An 18,058-nucleotide genomic window follows, 5' to 3' on the forward strand; every position below is an offset into this window, starting at 1 on the left:
AGATGAAACACTTATTCTTATCCCTTCTTGTCTGTCTGGGCTTTGCCGCCTGCCAGAAAGAAACGAAACCCGTTACGTTCGCCGTCGTCTCCGACCTTCATCAGGATATAGCACACGATGCGGAAGAACGCCTGGGTACTTTCCTGCGTGCAGCCAACGATAACCAGGTCGACTTCATTATCGAGCTGGGCGACTTCTGTATGCCCAAGGAAGAGAACAAACCTTTCCTGAAACGCTGGCTGGATTACGCCGGTGAGAAATACATGCTGCTGGGTAACCATGATATGGATAACTGCTCGAAAGAGGAAGTCATGCAGTTTATCAGTATGAACAACCGCTATTATTCCTTTGATAAAGGAGATTTCCACTTCATCGTCCTCGACCCTAATAATATATATGATGGGGAAAAGTATATCCCATACGAGAACGGTAACTACTTCGGTTACGGTGAGAAAGTTTCTTACGTCGACCCCGAACAGGTCGAATGGCTGAAGAAAGATCTTCAGGCTACCGATAAACGATGCATCATCTTCTCCCACCAGAGCTTTGAATGCTCCTCACAGAACCGCGAAGAGATACGCAAGATCTTTGAGGACGAGAACCTGCGTGCCGGTTATAAGAAAGTAGCAGTGGCCTTCAGTGGCCATGATCATACCAATTATATGAAAGAGATTAACGGCATTGCTTATATCCAGATCAACAGCGCCTCTAACCAGTGGGTGGGAGAGAAGTACGCCTGCCCGGAACGTTTCAGCGACGAGATCAATCAGAAGCGGCCTGCTCTGAAATACACCTTACCTTATAAGGATGCCCTCTACGGGATCGTTACACTGACTGGCGACGGTATGCAGTTGAAAGGCGTAAAGAGCGAATTCATCGCCCCCGGCCCCGAAGAACTGGGTATTACCGACCGTTCGCAACCGCTGGTGCCCTGGATTGAAGACTTACAACTCACATTCTAAATATAAACATTGAGAAACATGAAAAAGACATTTCTGAACATCGCCTTGCTGAGCTGTGTGGCATTCTCTGCCAGTGCTGCTTATACAGGACGTGTATTTGTAGACAAGAACAACAACGGCGTCTTTGATAAAGGCGAAAAACCGATGGCAGGTGTAGCCGTCTCCGACGGCCTGAATGTCGTAAAGACGGCATCCGACGGTACTTTCTCCCTTCCCGGTCACGACCGTGAACGTTTTATCTTTATCACGACCCCTTCCGGATATAAGACAGACAACAAGCATTACCACCGTATCAATGGCGACCAGATATCTTATGACTTCGGATTGCAATCCTACAACGGTGGCATCAAGAAAGACGGTAGCCATAAATACGTGCATATCGCCGACACTGAGATCTTCAACACCGAAAATCACGGTGACTGGGTGAACAACGTCCGCGACTATGTCGCTAATGAACAGGCCGCTTTCATTATTCACACCGGTGATATTTGTTATGATAACGGCCTGAAAGCCCATATCAAACTGATGAACACAGCCAATATGGATTGCCCGATGTTCTATTGCATCGGTAACCACGACCTCGTAAAAGGCAAGTACGGTGAAGAACTTTTTGAAAGTATCTACGGCCCGGTCTATTACTCTTTTGATGCCGGGAGCACCCATTATATCGTCACCCCGATGGCCGGAGGAGACTATCAGCCGGGCTATACCAAGGAAGATGTCTACCGCTGGTTAAAGAACGATCTGGCACAGGTTCCGCAGGGAAAACCTATCGTTGTCTTCAACCACGACCTGCTGACTTACGGCGACCAGTTTATCTTCGGTATCAACGATCAGGAACAGATCAACCTGAATGAACATAACCTGAAAGCCTGGGTCTACGGTCATTGGCATATCAATTATATGAAGAAGCAGGGCGATGTCTATTCCATCTCCACGGCTACGCTCGACAAAGGCGGTATCGACCACTCGACAAGCGCTTTCCGTGTGCTGCATGTAGACAAGAAAGGCGACTTCGTATCCGAACTTCGCTATACGTATCTGGATAAGAACATACAGATCGCTTCTCCCGTAGAAGGCCAGGTACCTGTTCTGGCATCCGGTGCCGTCCCGCTGGCGGTGAATGTATATTCGTCGGTCACTCCGGTAAAGGAAGTGACTTATACCTGTCTGGTAGACGGTAAAGCCATCTTCTCCAACAAGAAGCTGCAACAGGCTACCGACTGGTGCTGGAATACGGAAGTCCCTCTGACCGCCAAGCAGGAAGGTAAAACCGTCACCCTGAAACTGAAAGCCCGCTTCAACAACGGCGAAGTAGCAGAGACGGAAAGCGCTTTCACCTACCACGCCACTCCGACAGAAGTAAAGCTGGCCGGTAATTGGGAGAACCTGCTCGGAAACCCGCAGCACGCCGCCACCGCCCAGCCTGCACTGAACCAACCTTTGCAGCTGGCCTGGATCAAAAACGTCGGTGCCAATATCTATATGACTTCTCCTCTCGTTCATAACGGCAAAGTCTATATTGCTTCCGTCGACGAGAACTTGCAGGGTGAAGGCCATGTATATGCCCTCGACGGTAAAACCGGTGAACTGGTTTGGAAATACCCCGTGCGCAACTCCATCAAGAACACGATTGTGGTAGACAATGGCCGTGTGCTGGCACAGGATGCACAAGGCTGGCTCTACGCCATCGATGCGGCAAGCGGTAAGCTCACCTGGGAGAAGCAGTTACCTATCAATGGCCTGCCCGCCCTGATCGAAGGACTGGTGGCTGCCGACGGTGTTGTTTATGCCGGAACAGGCAAAGGCCTTTGTGCCATCGACACCAAAGACGGTCGCGAGATCTGGCGGAACAAGGGATGGGGGCAAGGCGAAGGTACAACTTCCACCTTCTCTATCGCCAACAACATACTGGTCGGCTCTTCCCAATGGCGTGCCCTCTACGGCAACGACCTGAAAACCGGCGAGCTGAAATGGGAAGCCAACACGAACGGCCTGCGTAACCGCGGTGCCTCGGCTGCCGTTCACGGAGGTCTGCTTTATATTATCTCGGATAAGTCATTCTTTATCCTGGATGCTGAGAATGGCCGTGTGATTGTGCGTAAGGAGTTGCCGTTCAGTGTGGATGTCACTTCTACTCCTTTACTGACGGATAAGGAGATCATCTTCGGTTCGGCGAAAGACGGCCTGATCGCTTTGGATAATGAGACGCTGGAACTGAAATGGAAGTTCGCGACGGAGAATGCTCTTATCTATACTTCCCCTTATTCCCGCAAACCGGCTTCGACTATCGAAACCAGCCCGGTACTGGCCGGAAAGACCGTTTATGTCGGTGCTTCCGACGGTACGATCTACGGGATCAATAAGGAAGACGGCCAGTTGGTATGGAAACATGCCACAGGTGCTCCGGTATTCGGTTCGGTAGCCGTATCGGGCAATGCGCTGATCGCGGTCGACTTCGGAGGGAATGTGTATACCTTCGTGGGGACAATAGAATGATATAATCCTGTCTTGTCCTGAAATAGGTTGTCAGTTAATAGTGTAATCCTTAAATAGGTTATCATTGAAATACTAACTCCTTGTTCTCAAAACCTCCATATCAACCTGTTTTACACCTGTGTCTCGACGATGCTCACATCCGAGCTTCGAGAGCGTCAAGAGCGTCAAGAACCGGATATAAAGCGATATTTGTCATCATATATCTGATAATTAGATATATACCACATATAAAAAGACCGGCATGTATCCGGTTTCAGGACGAGACAGTGATAGTAGGGTGATAGATGAGTGATAGTTAAAATCGGCAACTATCACTGTTGCAAGCCTTGATTATAACGATATTAAATGGATTAGTGATAGTATGATAGTTGTTTCTCTAAATATACTTAGTAAGTATTGTAGACTCACTTCTTGCCGGAAGTGAGTGCCGCACCCAAATACGATAGCTGCGGCAGCTATTTTAAACCGTTGCGGCAGCCACTACTATTGGGTGCTGCAGTCATTGGAAACAGGTTGGCTGTACTTGAGGAAAAGACTTACGCTTTTTATCTAAAAGGCTTACGGTTCATGCCCTATATCCTGCGCAGCTTTACAATATAAGGTAGCGAGTGATACCCTCTAGGCCGCAAGCCGGCACTATATAGGGAAGAAGCCGGGTCAGTAGTGCCAGCTTGCCGACACTACTATCCCGGATGGCTGACACAGTAGTGCTACCCTCTTTGATTTATCCTAAGATACCATCTATAAAGAAACGAATAGGCACCGAACGGCAAACGAGTAGGCATCGGATAACGAACGGACAGGCACCCGTTTTTAAAGGTCAGGTGTTTTGAAATGTTAAGACCTTAGTTTTGATTTCAAAAGAAGGGACTTTTGATTTTAAAAGACCGGTCTTTTTTTCTTGGGCTGGGCTGGATAGCCCAGTTATTTATAGACTCTATAAAAGAAATGCTTACCCAGGATTGAACCGGGTAAGCATCTTATACCTTCTTTATATTTACTCCGAAACAAATGTCACAATTGAACGTGCCGGAATAACGGCTGTTTCCTCTTTACTCAGGACAGGAAGGGGCAAGAGGTTCTCGTTGGCGGCGTCGGAAGTGCGGTAAGGCTGCCAGGCGGTTACTGCCGGATCCGACAGGTCGATGGTGAAACGCTTTTCGGTGGGGGCATAGTTGATAACCACCATCACCCACTGTCCGTTGGCATTCCTGTAGGCGGAACACATCAGGCCTTGCTGGTCGGTATCGCCTTCGCTGATCACTTTTCCCTGTGGGTCTTTGGCCTCTATCGACAGGCGGACGGCGCCCGGGCGAATAAAACGGCTGTAATTGCCCAAGGCCCACATGAGCTTGGAGTCTTCCACACGGCCATCCGACAAGTCTTCGTTGCTGTACTCACGAATCAGTCCGTCTTTATAGTCGCCGCCTACCGAACGCCACCATTGCCAACTGGCGGCATCGGCATACACGATGTCGTGGTGGATGATGCGTGCAACGTAGAGAGCCGTCTTCATGGTGCGGTCGAAGCCCTGGCCGTAGCCGATCTCCTCGTCGTTGCCCATAATACAGGTTTCTGTCTGCCAGAAACCGATATTAAATTTATCGAGGGTATCACGTAACTGGCAACGGATGTTGCGCAGGTCGCTCAGCGGGGTGTTGGTCCAGTAGCTGTGTCCTGCCATCAAGTGCGGAACATTCGGCGTATCCCCCAGATACGTATCCGTGCTGTCGGGGTTGAAGAAAGTTTGTATTTCATAACCACGTTGCCAATCCGTTTCGTGGGTGGCAAACATACAGCGGTAATCGGACGACTCGCTGACAAGTATCTGCGTATTGATACCTCTTTTAACAAACTCCTTGCTCAACAGGCGGACGGTGCGGGCAATCTCGCGGTTGGTGGCCGGGGTACCTTCCTGTTTGGGGCCGATCCAGTTCCAGTGGCCATCCGGTTCATTGAAAGGACAGAGATAACTGAATCGAATGCCATCCTGTTTCTCTACACCTTCTACCACATCTGCCAGGAAGCCGACAAAACGGTCGTAGCAATCAGGGCGGAGATTGAATGTGCCGTCGCGTCCGGTATTCGTAGCCAGACCGTTTTGGGTAAAATGAACGGGAGGTGAGTTGAGGAAAGCCAGAAAACGGGTGACTCCACGCTCCTTGGCCAGGCGCAGGAAGTTACGTTGTCCTTGCTGCTTGTTCCAGTTGTAGGTGCCGTCGGCGTTGAGGAAGCATTCGGAGCGTGTCCAGGGCGAACCGATCTGGCTGGCTTCGCCTTGTTCGGCACTGCCGGCACCTACGTTGAAACGCCAGACAGAGAGACCGATTCCTTTCGGTTGGCCGTTCGTATCGTTTTCGGTGCTGAACAACCAGTCTGCCACCTGGTTTTGTACGGGTTGCGACCAACGTCCGATGTGTTGCATGCTCCAGCAGTCGGATGCACCGAAGTGTTCCATGGTCTGCCGGGGCTGGTCGGGACGTATCTGATAATGCACCGTTTGTGCCTGAAGGCTACCGATGATCAGTAATGATAGTAAGAATGTTTTGTATTTCATGGTGCTATTTGAATTGATAAACGATTGTCACAACAGAGTTGGGTTGGATACTGCACTGGTCATTGTCTAGCGTCTTCTCACTTAAATCCTCATTTTGGGAGGTCGTGTATTGTTTGATACTTGCGATGCTTTTCCCTATTCCTTCAATCGCTGTATCGAGCCCGATCGACTTGGCGGAAAGGTTTGTATAGACTGTTACCAGTTTATCTCCTTCCGGCGAGATATAGGCACTGCCGAAGAAAGAGTTGGACGCATTCGCTATGTTAAGACTGACCCGCTGGTAACCGGGACGAATGAACAGGCTGTAGTTACCCAGTACCCACAAATTCTTGGTAGCTTCATATGTCCCGCTCTCAGCAATGTCTCCATAATCTCCTCCGGCCGGAGTCACTTTTACCAGGTGGAAACGGCATTTCTGGCTCCAGCGTTCCGTATCCATGCTTGTCCAGTATGACCAGGAACTGGCATTGGCTGTCGTGAAGTCCTGATAAATGACTTTCGACATATAAAGGGCCATGTCCAGATAAGAGGCTTTCTCATGCCCCGGATAGCCATCGCTGTTATAGCCGTCACCCAACATGCTCCATTCGGTCTGGTAGACTTTCAGGTTATAAGCAGCGGCGGCCGAAGCCACTTGCTGGCGGACACTGTATAACGTGCTCCAACTTCCGTCGGTCCAGTAGCTATGACCGGCAATGGCGGGGAAAACATGCGGTAGGTTGCCTACGTAATTACGTGAGGCCGGATCGAATAAGTTGTATATCACATTACTGCGGTTGGCGTCGCTCTTTTCTTTGTAGGTATATTCCCAGTCGCCGGCTTCGGCCAGTAAGATACGGGTGTTTGTAAGGCCTTTGGCCTCGAGGGCTTTATCCAGTTCGACTGTCAGGTCCCTGATCTCGCTGTTTTGCCAGGCCGTACCTTCCTGCGAAGGTTCGTTCCAGTTATATTGCGGTTCATTGACCGGGCTGATGAGCGTGAATTCAATCCCTTTCTGTTGTTTGAAATACTGGGCGACCTCTGCCATGTAGTTGGCAAAGGGAGTATAACAATCCTCTTTCAGGTTGCTCCGTGAACCCATTCCCGAGTAGCCTTTCCCGTTGCGGGTGTAGTAAACGGGAGGGGTGTTACTGAACATGACAAACTCCCGGCATCCGTATGCTTTGGCTTTATCCAGAAAATATTGTTGTCCTTGCTGGCGTGTCCAGTTGAGGTTCCCGTCGGCTTGCAGGAAGCATTCTGTGCGTCGGCTCTTGTCTTCGATATTGCTTTCCTCCCCCTGTTCGGCTGTTCCTCCTCCCAGGTTGAAACGCCACATAGACAGGCCGATACCCTGCGGCTGGCCGGAGGTGATATCCGGCGAGAACAGCAGGCGGGCAATTCCCTCTTTACTTTCTTCCGGCCAGTATTTGCCTATATAGTTGGGTACCCAGCAATCGGATGCGCCGAAGCCGTCGATCGTCTGGTAGCGGATAGAGCCGTCAATCGTGATCTGTTTGGTCATATCCGCGGGTTCGGGCGCCGGGATATCGTCGCCTCCGTCGCTACAGGCAACAGAGGCGAGCAATCCCAGTGATAAGAAGAAGTATGCCGGTTTCATACGTTTTAATTATAATTCGGATTCTGTGTAATGCTACCTTCCGACATGGATATTTCGGCATGAGGGAGCGGGAATACCTGGTCGCGGTCTTCGCGGAAGTTGTAACCCTTGTTGCTGTTCTCCTTTTGGTTGGTCAGCTCATACTCGTCGGTAGATGTTTCGAGGTTATATTTAACGAAGGAACCGTTTTCACCCATGACGTTGCAGATGGCTTTCTTCCCGTTGTCGTCTGTCCAGCGGCGCAGGTCGTACAGGCGATTGTACTCCAATGCCAGTTCGAGACGGCGTTCCTGGCGGATTGCATTGCGCAGGGCGGTACCCGATGAGGTGACGTCGGCCAGTTTGGCGCGATGGCGAACCTGGTTGAGGGCTTCGCGGGCCGGAGCGTCTTTGCCTAATGCGTTCTCTACTTCGGCATACATTAATAAGATGTCGGCATAGCGCAACAGGCGGTAGTTCAAAGGGATGTGTGCTGCATCGTACGGGCTGGGGCGCTGATCCACCGGGATATACAGTTTACGGGTTACACGGCCCGATTTGTGTTTGTCCGGAAGGATGATATATGGATTGCTTTCGCTCCAGGACGCGTCGCCGGGGACTTCTGTTGCATTATGTTTGATGATGGTCCATTTCAGACGTTCTGTATCACCTGCATCGAGGAAGGCCTTTTCAAGGTTGCTGGTAGGCAATCCCCACGACCAGCCTGAGTCGTCGCGTGAACCGCAAACAACGGAGATACGTTCTCCCAGGTTATAAGTCAGGTCGCTGTTGGTCTGTACCTCAAACAACGATTCTTTGCTGTTGTTGGTGGCAATGCTCCATACATCGCCGAATTCGGGCAACAGCTCATATTCGCCGGAATTGATGACCTCGGCCAGTACCTGTTCGGCTTCGCTGTATTTCTCCTGGGTGAGGTATACTTTGGCCAGATAACCCTGAGCGGCACCTTTGGTAGCACGGCCCATATCCGAGTCGGCATATTCGCTGCGGCGGGGTAGGTCGGCGATGGCTTCCGTCAGGTCTTTTTCGATCTGTGCATATACTTCTTCCGTCGTGCTGCGGGTGATGCCCTGTACTTCAGAGGGTAGTGCCATCGTCAGGACAACCGGTATGCCACCGAAGTTTCTTACCAGGTCGAAGTAATGGAAAGCGCGAAGGAACTTCGCTTCGGCAATCATGCGTTTGCGCAGTGTCTCATCGGCGATCGGTGCATCCGGTACACGAGTAATGACTACATTGCTGCGAAGGATGCCTTTATAGCGATACTGCCAGTAGTTTTGCGTTGCATCGGTCTGACCGTTGCCGGTGTAATGTGCCAGGTCGCGGTAATCACCGGCATCCTGGGTGGTGTTTCCCATCCACATATCGTCTGTACACATTTCCGAGGCCACAATGAACTTGCATATCTGCCACCAGTCGTCGTAGAAGAGGGTCTGGTAGCATCCGTTGACCTGTTTCAGACATTCTTCCTCATTCTGGAAATAGGTATCCAGATTCTCTTGTCCCAGTACCGGTTGTTCGAGGAAGTCGGAACAACTACTGAAGCCGGCTGCCAGAGCGGCTGCCAAAGTAAAACTTACTATTATCTTTTTCATGATCGTTTACTGATTAAAAGGTTAAATTAAGACCAACGAGGAAAGTACGCGGGTTCGGATAACCTACCCCGTCGATACCTGACTCTGTGATACCTGCGTCGCCGCTCAATCCGGCTCTTTCAGGATCCATACCCGAGTATTTCGTGATGGTGAACAGGTTCTGTGCCGATACCGATACGCGGATGCCCAGACCATCGACAAGCGATTTGGGTAGTGTGTAGCCTAACTGCAACAATTTACAACGGAAATAAGAACCGTTTTCAACGAAGAAGCTGGAAACACGTTTGTAGTTATTGTTGGCATCGTTTACCGACAGGCGGGGAACTTCGTTGCTGGTGCCTTCGCCGTTCCATGCCTTTTCGTAGGTGCCTGCAAATACGTTGGATCCGCCTACACCGGAGTACATCTCACGGGTCTTGTTGAAGATATCGTTGCCGAACGTACCGTAGAAGTTGGCCACCAGGTCGAAATCCTTATAGGAGAAATGGGTATTCAGGCCAAGCATCAGGTCGGGGAGGGCAGAACCCAGATATACTTTGTCCTTATCGTCGAGTACACCGTCGTTGTTCAGATCCTTGAAGCGGATATCACCCGGTACGGCATTCGCTTGCAGCACTTCCCCGTGTTCGCCGGTATGTGCATTCACTTCTGTCTGGTTCTGGAAGATACCGTCGGCAATATAACCGTAGAAGCGGCTGATCTCGCCACCTTCTTCGTTGCGGATGATATAGTCACCGTTGAAACCGCCTGTCAGGATCGGACTTTCACCTAATAACTTTACAGCCTTATTCTTGACAGAAGAGAGGTTCACACCGATTTCATAACCGAAGTCGTTCACTTTATCATTCCAGTTGACGGAAAGTTCCCAGCCGGTAGCTTTCATTTTACCGATGTTCGTCCACATCTGTCCGTTCCACATCGGATAACCGAGGATCAGCAGATTGTCTTTCTTCAATAACATATCGGTTGATTTCTTCTGGAACCAGTCGGCTGTTACGTTCAGACGTCCGTTCAGCATGCCCAGGTCGATACCTACGTTTACATCTTCCACTGTCTCCCAGCGCAGGTTGGTGTTACCGATACTGCTTACGGAAGTACCCAGTACGCGGTCGGCACTGTTACCGAATACATAGTCGCTGGCACCCACCAGGCTCAGGTAAGCGTTGCTGTCGATATTCTGGTTACCTACGCGTCCCCAGCCGGCGCGCAGCTTCATGTTGCTGAAGATATCCTGATCCTTCATAAATTGTTCACTGCTGATACGCCATGCACCGGATACGGCAGGGAAAGTAGCGTATTTGCTTCCTGTAGGGAATTTGGAAGAACCGTCCACGCGGATAGAAGCTGTCAGGTAATAACGTCCGTCATAGTTGTACATCAAACGTCCCAGGTAGGAGATCAATGTGCTGTATGCGTTGGTACCTTCCGATTTCTGGTTCATGGTACCGGCGTTTATATATTGAAGCTCTTCCAGGTTGCTCGGGGTGTTCTCACGGGAACCGAGTACCCAGTATTCAGAGAACTTTTCCATGGTATAACCTCCCATCACATTGATGCTGTGCTTGTCGAGCGTGGTCATGTAGTTGATTGTATTGGTCCAGTTCCAGTCTATCCAGTTATCGGCCTTTCTTTCTACGTAACTTTGTTCTTTCTGTTCGAGGTTATCGATGAAGAATTTGGGTTCGAATTTATCGGCAATACGAAAACGGGCGTTTACACCGAACTGCGAACGGATGGTCAGTCCTTTGATCGGCTCGATATTGATATACGGGTTCATCAGCAGGCCGTATTCGTCGCTACCGTTGTTCATACGGGCTACGTTGGCAACCGGGTTCCATACCTGGCTGTTGTGAGAGCGTGAGTAGTTGTTATATACATTATCTGTCCACTGTTCTTCCGGACGGAATACCGGAGTGGTCGGGTCCATACGCATCGCATCATTCATCAGATTAGGAGTATCATCCCAGCGTTCCAACTTAGGAGAGAAGTCCATACCGGCTTTCACGATCTTGTTGAAACGATATTCAGTATTGAAACGAGCTGTCAGTTTATCCCAGTAACCATAATCGTAGTGTGAATTCTGGCGGAAGTAACCTACACTACCGCTGTATACGATCTTGTCGGAACCACCCTGGAAGCTCAGGTTGTAACTCTGCATGGTGGCTACTTTCTTCACCGTCTCGTCCCACCAGTCGGTGCCCTCCGCATCAGTCATATTGTCTTTGCTGTTCCATACCGGGCTATTCCCGTCGTTGATATAACGTGCTTTGAATACTTTCTCATATTCGGAAGCACCAGCAACGTCGGGCTTTGAAAGTGTCAGGAAGCCGACTGAGGTATTGAACTGGAAAGTCGTTTTCCCTTCTTTCCCTTTCTTGGTTGTTACAAGGATGACACCGTTTGAGCCGCGGGTACCGTAGATCGCGGCAGCTGATGCGTCTTTCAGTATCTCGATATTCTCTATATCATCCTGGTTCAGGAAGTTGATATTCGTGCCGACCGGCATACCGTCTACTACATATAATGGATCGGAACCGTTTACCGTAGTGACACCACGAATAATTACACGTGGAGTGGCTCCCGGACTACCGGCACTGGTGATCTGTACACCATTGGCTTTTCCTTGTAGAGAATACATGGCGTTACCACTGGCCATCTTCTTCAGCTCATCGCCTTTGACGGTTGAAATGGAGCTGGTCAGGTCGCTTTTCTTTGCCGTACCGTAACCGATCACTACCACTTCGTCCAGCGCCTCTATATTTTCGTCGAGTACCACATTAATGACAGTCTGGTTGTTTACCTTCACCTCTTTGGTCTTATAACCGATCATGGAGAAGGTCAATGTACCATTGGCAGGAACTTCGGATAGGGAGTAGTTTCCATCCAGGTCGGTCACTGTCCCGGTCGTGGTTCCTTTTACCATGATCGTAACGCCGATCATAGGCTCCTGATCACTGGAAGAAATTACATTACCGGTTAGCTTTATCTGTTGCGCATAGAGGCTCAGAGTAAAGAACGATAATAGAATGAATAAATATCGTTTCATGTTTTTATAGTATTATATATTAGTTAATCGGATAAAATCTGGAACGTAATAAGTGCGTATCGAACTTGAACATATACTTTCCGTCTTTCTGCACTTTCACCTTACTCATGTTGTTACCATTATTCTTGGTGTTATATTCGTTCTCGCCTGAGTCGGATTCACCGGCTTCAAAACGCCAGAAGGGTTCGAGCCACCAGCCGCCGTCGTCGGTACCTTCGTGAACAAGGTCTTTCGGGGTGATTGTGAATTCCACTTCGCTGCCGGCTTCCAGCTCGACTTCGCCGTAGAATAAATAAGGATTATCTTTGTCGCGTGTCAATACAAATCCGGATCTGGTATCCCAGCTTGGTATTCCGACCATTCCGGCTCCAACCAGACTCATCTGGAATTCTACTGTTTCCGAACCGATTGCTACTGTATAAGGAGCAGGCTCGTCGGTCGGTGTGTAACGGTTGGTTGTGTATTCTCCTGTCAGCACATTGAAGGTGATTTCATAATATCCTTTTTCTTCCAGTACGATAGGTAAAGACATTTCCGGTTCATCGGTCAGTACGGTATTATCGTTCGGGTTGATACCGAAACAGATCGGGGAGAAGTCGGTCTTTTGAGGGACGAAACGTACTTCCGTGCCCGGTGCTTCCGAGTAGTAACGTGCGCGGTAGGTATACGGAGCAGTGCGTTCGATGAGCATCGGAATACCGAATAAGTCGCTGTTCAGCAGGTCGGCTTCCTTCACGTCACTCAGATACATCTTGGAGAAGTCGGGCATTTCGGATACGGTGATCACACTCTTTTTAACTGTCTCCTGACTGAATTTGTCTACAGCCTTTATCTCCAGATTATAAGAAGCGATTGCGGAAGGCAGGCTGATAGCCTTGTCGTAACTCAATGTTTTGCCTTCAACCGGTAGTTTTTCGTAGAAGTCGAGTTCAGGGATACTTACCTCTACATAATCGAGTGCTTTGTCGTCTGCTGCACTGAAACGGAGGTTCAGTTTCGTTTCTTCCTTGATCAGAACTGTCACGGTGGCACCCGGTGCTGCAGGGAAGGTAGGTGCTGTAAAGTCACCGTCCATAGTAACCAGTACTTTCGATTCTACCGTACGGCCGCCGAGGTCGGTCACGGTAATATCGATGTTGAAGCTTTCGCCCTCCTGTGTTTTAGGTGTCTTGAAGCTGTAACTTAAATCATAGGTATAAACAGGCTCTTTGTAGATTTCCAGCAGATCGATTGTCTTTCCCAGGCTCAGCTCTGCATTAGCTAAACGGATAGAACGGATTCCGTCTTTGTCTTCTACCGTACCTTTGATAGTGAATTCACGACCGGTCTCGGTCTGAATGTGATCTGTCGTTAACGCGATAGTCGGGTTTTGCCCGTCGACATCCGGGTAACTATCGTCGTCGTTGCATCCTGTTAGAAGGAAGGATGCGATTGCGAAGCTTGCCATATATATGGCATTGGATGAAAAATACTTTTTCATAAATATTAGTATTAAAGATTATTTGTCAATGAATATTTTGATCCCTTAACACTGCAAAGATATTAGGTGTAAATTTGACAAGCTGATATAAATCGTGCAAATATGGGATACTAATCATGCAATGCCCGATTAGTGTATCTTTTATACCGATTTATTTCGTATTTTTGAATCGGTAAATAAATTAGCGATCACAGCTATGCGAAAAACACTTCTATTCTTCCTTCTGTTAATTTCCTTCTCTATTTCTGCTCAACCTTATACGGTTAAACAATTAGAGATTGAAAAGGGATTATCCAACAATTATGTCGTGAGTATTGCGCAGGATAAATTAGGTTTTCTGTGGTTTGCAACCGAAGAAGGACTGAATAAATTTGATGGTACCCGTTTCATTACTTATTACAAAGAGACGAATAATGCACAAAGTATAACCGGTAATGAATTAAACTGTCTGCTCGATGATCCGCTGGACTCTGTTATGTGGATAGGTACCCAGCGAGCCGGACTGAATGCTTACGATTATGTAAACAATCGTTTCACCTGCTATAAACATGATGAGGATGATCCCCATAGCCTGATAACGGATGACATAACCAATATTAAGGTGGCGGCTGATGGGAATTTGTGGATTGCTACCTATTGGGGAGGAATCGATTACTTCGATAAAAAGACCGGATATTTTACTCATTATAATATCGAAACCGTATCGGGCTTTAAATCTAACAGTATTTGGTCGCTTGCTGACGGCGGCGATGGAAAATTGTATGTAGGGCATGTTCGCCAGGGCTTCAGTATTCTTTCTATAAAGGATAAAACTGCAAAACATTTTATGCACGATCCGGAAGATACTCATAGTTTGCCGGGCAATGATGTGAGGTGTGTCTATAAAGACATGAGTGGTAATATCTGGGTCGGAACCAATAATGGGCTGGCTTTGTTCAATCCGGAAGCGGAGAACTTTGTAACCTTCAGTGGTAAAGGGAATCCGGTTTCTCATTTTGTTTTCGACATCCGGCAAATGGATAACAATAAGCTCTGGATCGCATTCGAGTTCGGGGGCATAGCCATATTAGACCTGACACAACGTTTGTTCTTACTTCCGGAACAGGTACATTTCAATCGGATAAAAGAGGGTTATGATGAGTACGGACTCTCGAATTCGACTGTTCGCTGTGTTTTTCAGGATTCGTTTAAAAATGTATGGGCAGGAACCTGGGGAGGTGGCATTAATTTCCTGAACCATTCGGCCTCTTTATTTAATGTATACGGCTATTCGCCTATCCAGGCATCGGAAAGTAGCCTGAACAATAAAACTGTCGGAGGAGTTTGTGTCGACCGGGAAGGTAAACTATGGATTGGAACAGACGGGGGAGGTATCAACGTCTTTGATAAGGGAAAGCGTGTGGCTATCTATAATGAAGAAACAGGCGATCTGAGCGGAAACTCGATTCAGGTAGGTATGTGCGATTCGGAAGGAAATCTTTGGTTCGGGGTCTTCAATGGAGGGGTATGTTATTATGATATGAAAAGGAGGGCTTTCCGGCAGATTTTCCCCTCTGATAAAGCAAATGCGGATGTCCGTTCGATTTACGAGGACGAAGATCATACGATCTGGATTGGAACCAGTGAGGGGATCTATAAATCCAGTTTGGATGAAAAACGAATTATCGGACACTATGATATGCAGAATAATTTAATCCGTAGTATATCCAGAGATTCCCGTGGACGGTTATGGATTGGAACATATGGCGGAGGATTGAGTGTTTGTTCCGAAGATCTTAGTGTGTTGAAGCAGTTCTCTACTTTTGATCGCTTTCCATCGAATACAGTCAATGACATTTATGAGGATAGTAAAAAACGGATGTGGGTGGCAACCGGTGACGGACTGGTTTGTTTCCCTTCTCTTTCCGGATGGGAATACAATTCTTATGGAAGGGAAGAAGGGCTTGAAAATACCCATATTCATTCTATAATAGAGGACAATAACGGTAATATCTGGTTGAGTACCAATAAAGGGATTAGTTGCTATCTGGATAATAAAGGGCTGTTTTATAATTATGGGCGCTGGGATAATGTACCAGTCGGTAGTTTTATGAGTGGTAGTGTCGCACGTGATAGTCTGGGGGTGATTTATTTAGGTTCTTTGAATGGTCTTTGTCTTTTTCATCCGGAAAGGGTTCTGGAAGAGCGGCAGGCTCCTGCAGCGATCATTACCGACATGAAGATATTTGGTCCGATGAAAGAGAAGGAAAACAACGATAGGATACTTTCCCTGAACCAATGCCCTGTAGTGGATCTGAATTATATGGAGAATAACTTCAGCATCACCTTTACTGTTCAAAATTATGCGCTGACAGATCAAATTGAGTATGCTTATATGCTTAAGGGGCTGGAAGATGCCTGGTATACGATCAATGAGCCTAATAATGTTACTTTTCGCAATGTCCCTCCCGGTAAATACCGTTTTCTGGTAAAAACAAGAATTCGTAACCAGGAGTGGTCGGAAGAGGTTACAGGCCTTGATATTCGCATTAATCCTCCTATGTGGCTGACCTGGTGGGCAAAGTCATTGTATTTTGTTCTGGCAGCTTTGACACTGTTTCTTATTTCGTATGCCTATAAGCGAAAGATCGATATGGAATCGCTCTATTTGCTGGAAAAGAAAAATCATGAACAAGAGCAGGAGCTTAATAATGAACGCTTACGCTTCTACACGAATATTACCCATGAACTTCGTACACCGCTTACGTTGATCCTCGGACCGCTGGAGGATTTGTTGAAACGGAACACATTATCTTCCGGTGATTCGCAAAAGATATCTGTGATTCATCAGAGTGCTATTCGATTGCTGAATCTTATCAACCAGATACTGGAATTCAGAAAGACAGAGACACAAAACAAGAAGCTATGTGTCAGCCGGGAGAATATGGCTGCTCTGATCTATGAGATTGGACTGAAATATAAGGAATTGAACCGAAAGCCAAGCATAGAGTTTCGTATCGAAGTTGAAAAAGAAGATATGACCTTGTTCTTTGATAAGGAAGTAATCATGATCGTCCTCGACAACCTGATCTCGAATGCCATAAAATATACAGATAAAGGTATTATTACCTTGAGTCTTTACAATATCAAGCGGGATGGCCTTATGCAGACTGAAATAAAAGTGTCGGATACCGGCTATGGTATCAGTGTGGATGCATTACCCCATATATTTGACCGTTATTATCAGGAAGGAAGCGAACATCAGGCTTCGGGAACGGGTATCGGGTTGGCCTTAGTAAAGAACTTGGTCTTATTGCACGAAGGAAATATCAGGGTGGAAAGTTCACTGAACGTAGGTAGTTCTTTCTATGTGAGCCTGTTGACAGACAATACATATCCTCATGTCCTTCATGCCGATTCGACTGAAAAGGAAGAAGAGATGGAAGAAGAGCTTTGTGAAGTAGTGCCCGAACCGTCCGGAACCGGGAAGCGTATTTTACTGGTGGTGGAAGATAATCCGGATATTTGCGATTACATTGTCGATTCGTTCTCTGAACATTTTGATGTTAAAACAGCTGAGAACGGAGAAAAAGGTCTGGAGCAAGCATTTGGTTGCATACCGGATATCATCGTTAGCGATATCATGATGCCGGTCATGAATGGCATGGATATGTGCAAGAAACTAAAAGAAGATGTCCGTACCAGTCATATCCCTATTATCTTGTTGACAGCTAAAGACTCCTTGCAGGACAAGGAAGATGGTTATCTGATAGGAGCGGATTCATACCTGACAAAACCATTCAGTGCCACCCTGCTTCATAGTCGTATACAAAACCTGCTTGACTCACGCCGGAAACTGGCCGAACGGTTCAGTTCGACTTCCGGTATCAACGACAAGCGTGTCATTATCGAGGAATCGTTGAATAAGCTGGATAATGAATTTCTTGAGAAGGTTAGTCTGTTGGTTGAAGAAAGAATGTCGTCGGAAAAGATTGATATCGGTTATCTGGCTGATAAGTTATGTATGAGTAATTCTACTCTTTATCGTAAGATGAAAGCTTTGACCGGCCTTTCTACCAACGAGTATATTCGCAAGGTGAAGATGCAATATGCCGAACGCCTGTTGCTTGAAGGGAAATATAATGTTTCGGAAGTAGCCTTCATGGTTGGTTTCAACAGCATTGTTTATTTCCGCCAGTGCTTCAAGGAAGAGTTTGACGTATTGCCTTCGGAATATCTGCGGCGAGTGAAAACGGAATAGTTCAAACTTATTGCTTTTATCCGTTAATCAATTTGCCCGGATATACGAAATAGGCGTATACCCGGGCTGTTTTTTTAAG

8 protein-coding genes are annotated in these 18,058 nt (G+C 47.7%); 3 read left to right on the plus strand and 5 right to left on the minus strand.

What is annotated here, in order from left to right; genetic code table 11:
- The first annotated feature begins 2 nt into the window (after nt 1–2).
- On the plus strand, nt 3–962 hold the full coding sequence (locus tag HMPREF1212_RS21745) for a metallophosphoesterase family protein (protein ID WP_046151060.1): 960 nt from the start codon (nt 3–5) through the stop codon (nt 960–962).
- An 18-nt stretch (nt 963–980) separates the two neighbouring features.
- Nucleotides 981–3,461 carry an outer membrane protein assembly factor BamB family protein gene (locus HMPREF1212_RS21750; RefSeq protein WP_046151061.1) on the plus strand — a complete coding sequence of 827 codons (2,481 nt, stop codon included), beginning with the start codon at nt 981–983 and terminating at the stop codon, nt 3,459–3,461.
- A gap of 997 nt (nt 3,462–4,458) precedes the next feature.
- Here the strand turns inward: HMPREF1212_RS21750 and HMPREF1212_RS21755 are convergent.
- Genes HMPREF1212_RS21755 through HMPREF1212_RS21775 form a run of 5 tightly spaced genes read right to left on the minus strand, consistent with a single transcriptional unit; the run spans nt 4,459 to nt 13,739 of the window.
- The gene (locus HMPREF1212_RS21755) at nt 4,459–6,018 is read right to left on the minus strand and encodes a glycoside hydrolase (protein WP_046151062.1); all 1,560 of its coding nucleotides are present in this window, start codon (nt 6,016–6,018) and stop codon (nt 4,459–4,461) included.
- 4 nt (nt 6,019–6,022) lie between these two features.
- On the minus strand, nt 6,023–7,618 hold the full coding sequence (locus HMPREF1212_RS21760) for a glycoside hydrolase (protein ID WP_046151063.1): 1,596 nt from the start codon (nt 7,616–7,618) through the stop codon (nt 6,023–6,025).
- Between the two features lie 5 nt (nt 7,619–7,623).
- On the minus strand, nt 7,624–9,213 hold the full coding sequence (locus tag HMPREF1212_RS21765) for a RagB/SusD family nutrient uptake outer membrane protein (protein ID WP_046151064.1): 1,590 nt from the start codon (nt 9,211–9,213) through the stop codon (nt 7,624–7,626).
- Between the two features lie 13 nt (nt 9,214–9,226).
- On the minus strand, nt 9,227–12,259 hold the full coding sequence (locus HMPREF1212_RS21770; RefSeq protein WP_046151065.1) for a SusC/RagA family TonB-linked outer membrane protein: 3,033 nt from the start codon (nt 12,257–12,259) through the stop codon (nt 9,227–9,229).
- Between the two features lie 19 nt (nt 12,260–12,278).
- Entirely contained in the window at nt 12,279–13,739 is a 1,461-nt protein-coding gene (locus HMPREF1212_RS21775) for a hypothetical protein (protein WP_046151066.1), read from the minus strand.
- A gap of 196 nt (nt 13,740–13,935) precedes the next feature.
- Here HMPREF1212_RS21775 and HMPREF1212_RS21780 point away from each other — a divergent pair, with 196 nt between their 5' ends.
- Nucleotides 13,936–17,979, plus strand: a complete 4,044-nt coding sequence (locus HMPREF1212_RS21780; protein ID WP_046151067.1) for a hybrid sensor histidine kinase/response regulator transcription factor — start codon at nt 13,936–13,938, stop codon at nt 17,977–17,979.
- Nucleotides 17,980–18,058 lie beyond the last annotated feature (79 nt).

The organism is Parabacteroides sp. HGS0025 (assembly GCF_000969845.1).
Taxonomy (GTDB): Bacteria; Bacteroidota; Bacteroidia; order Bacteroidales; family Tannerellaceae; genus Parabacteroides; species Parabacteroides gordonii.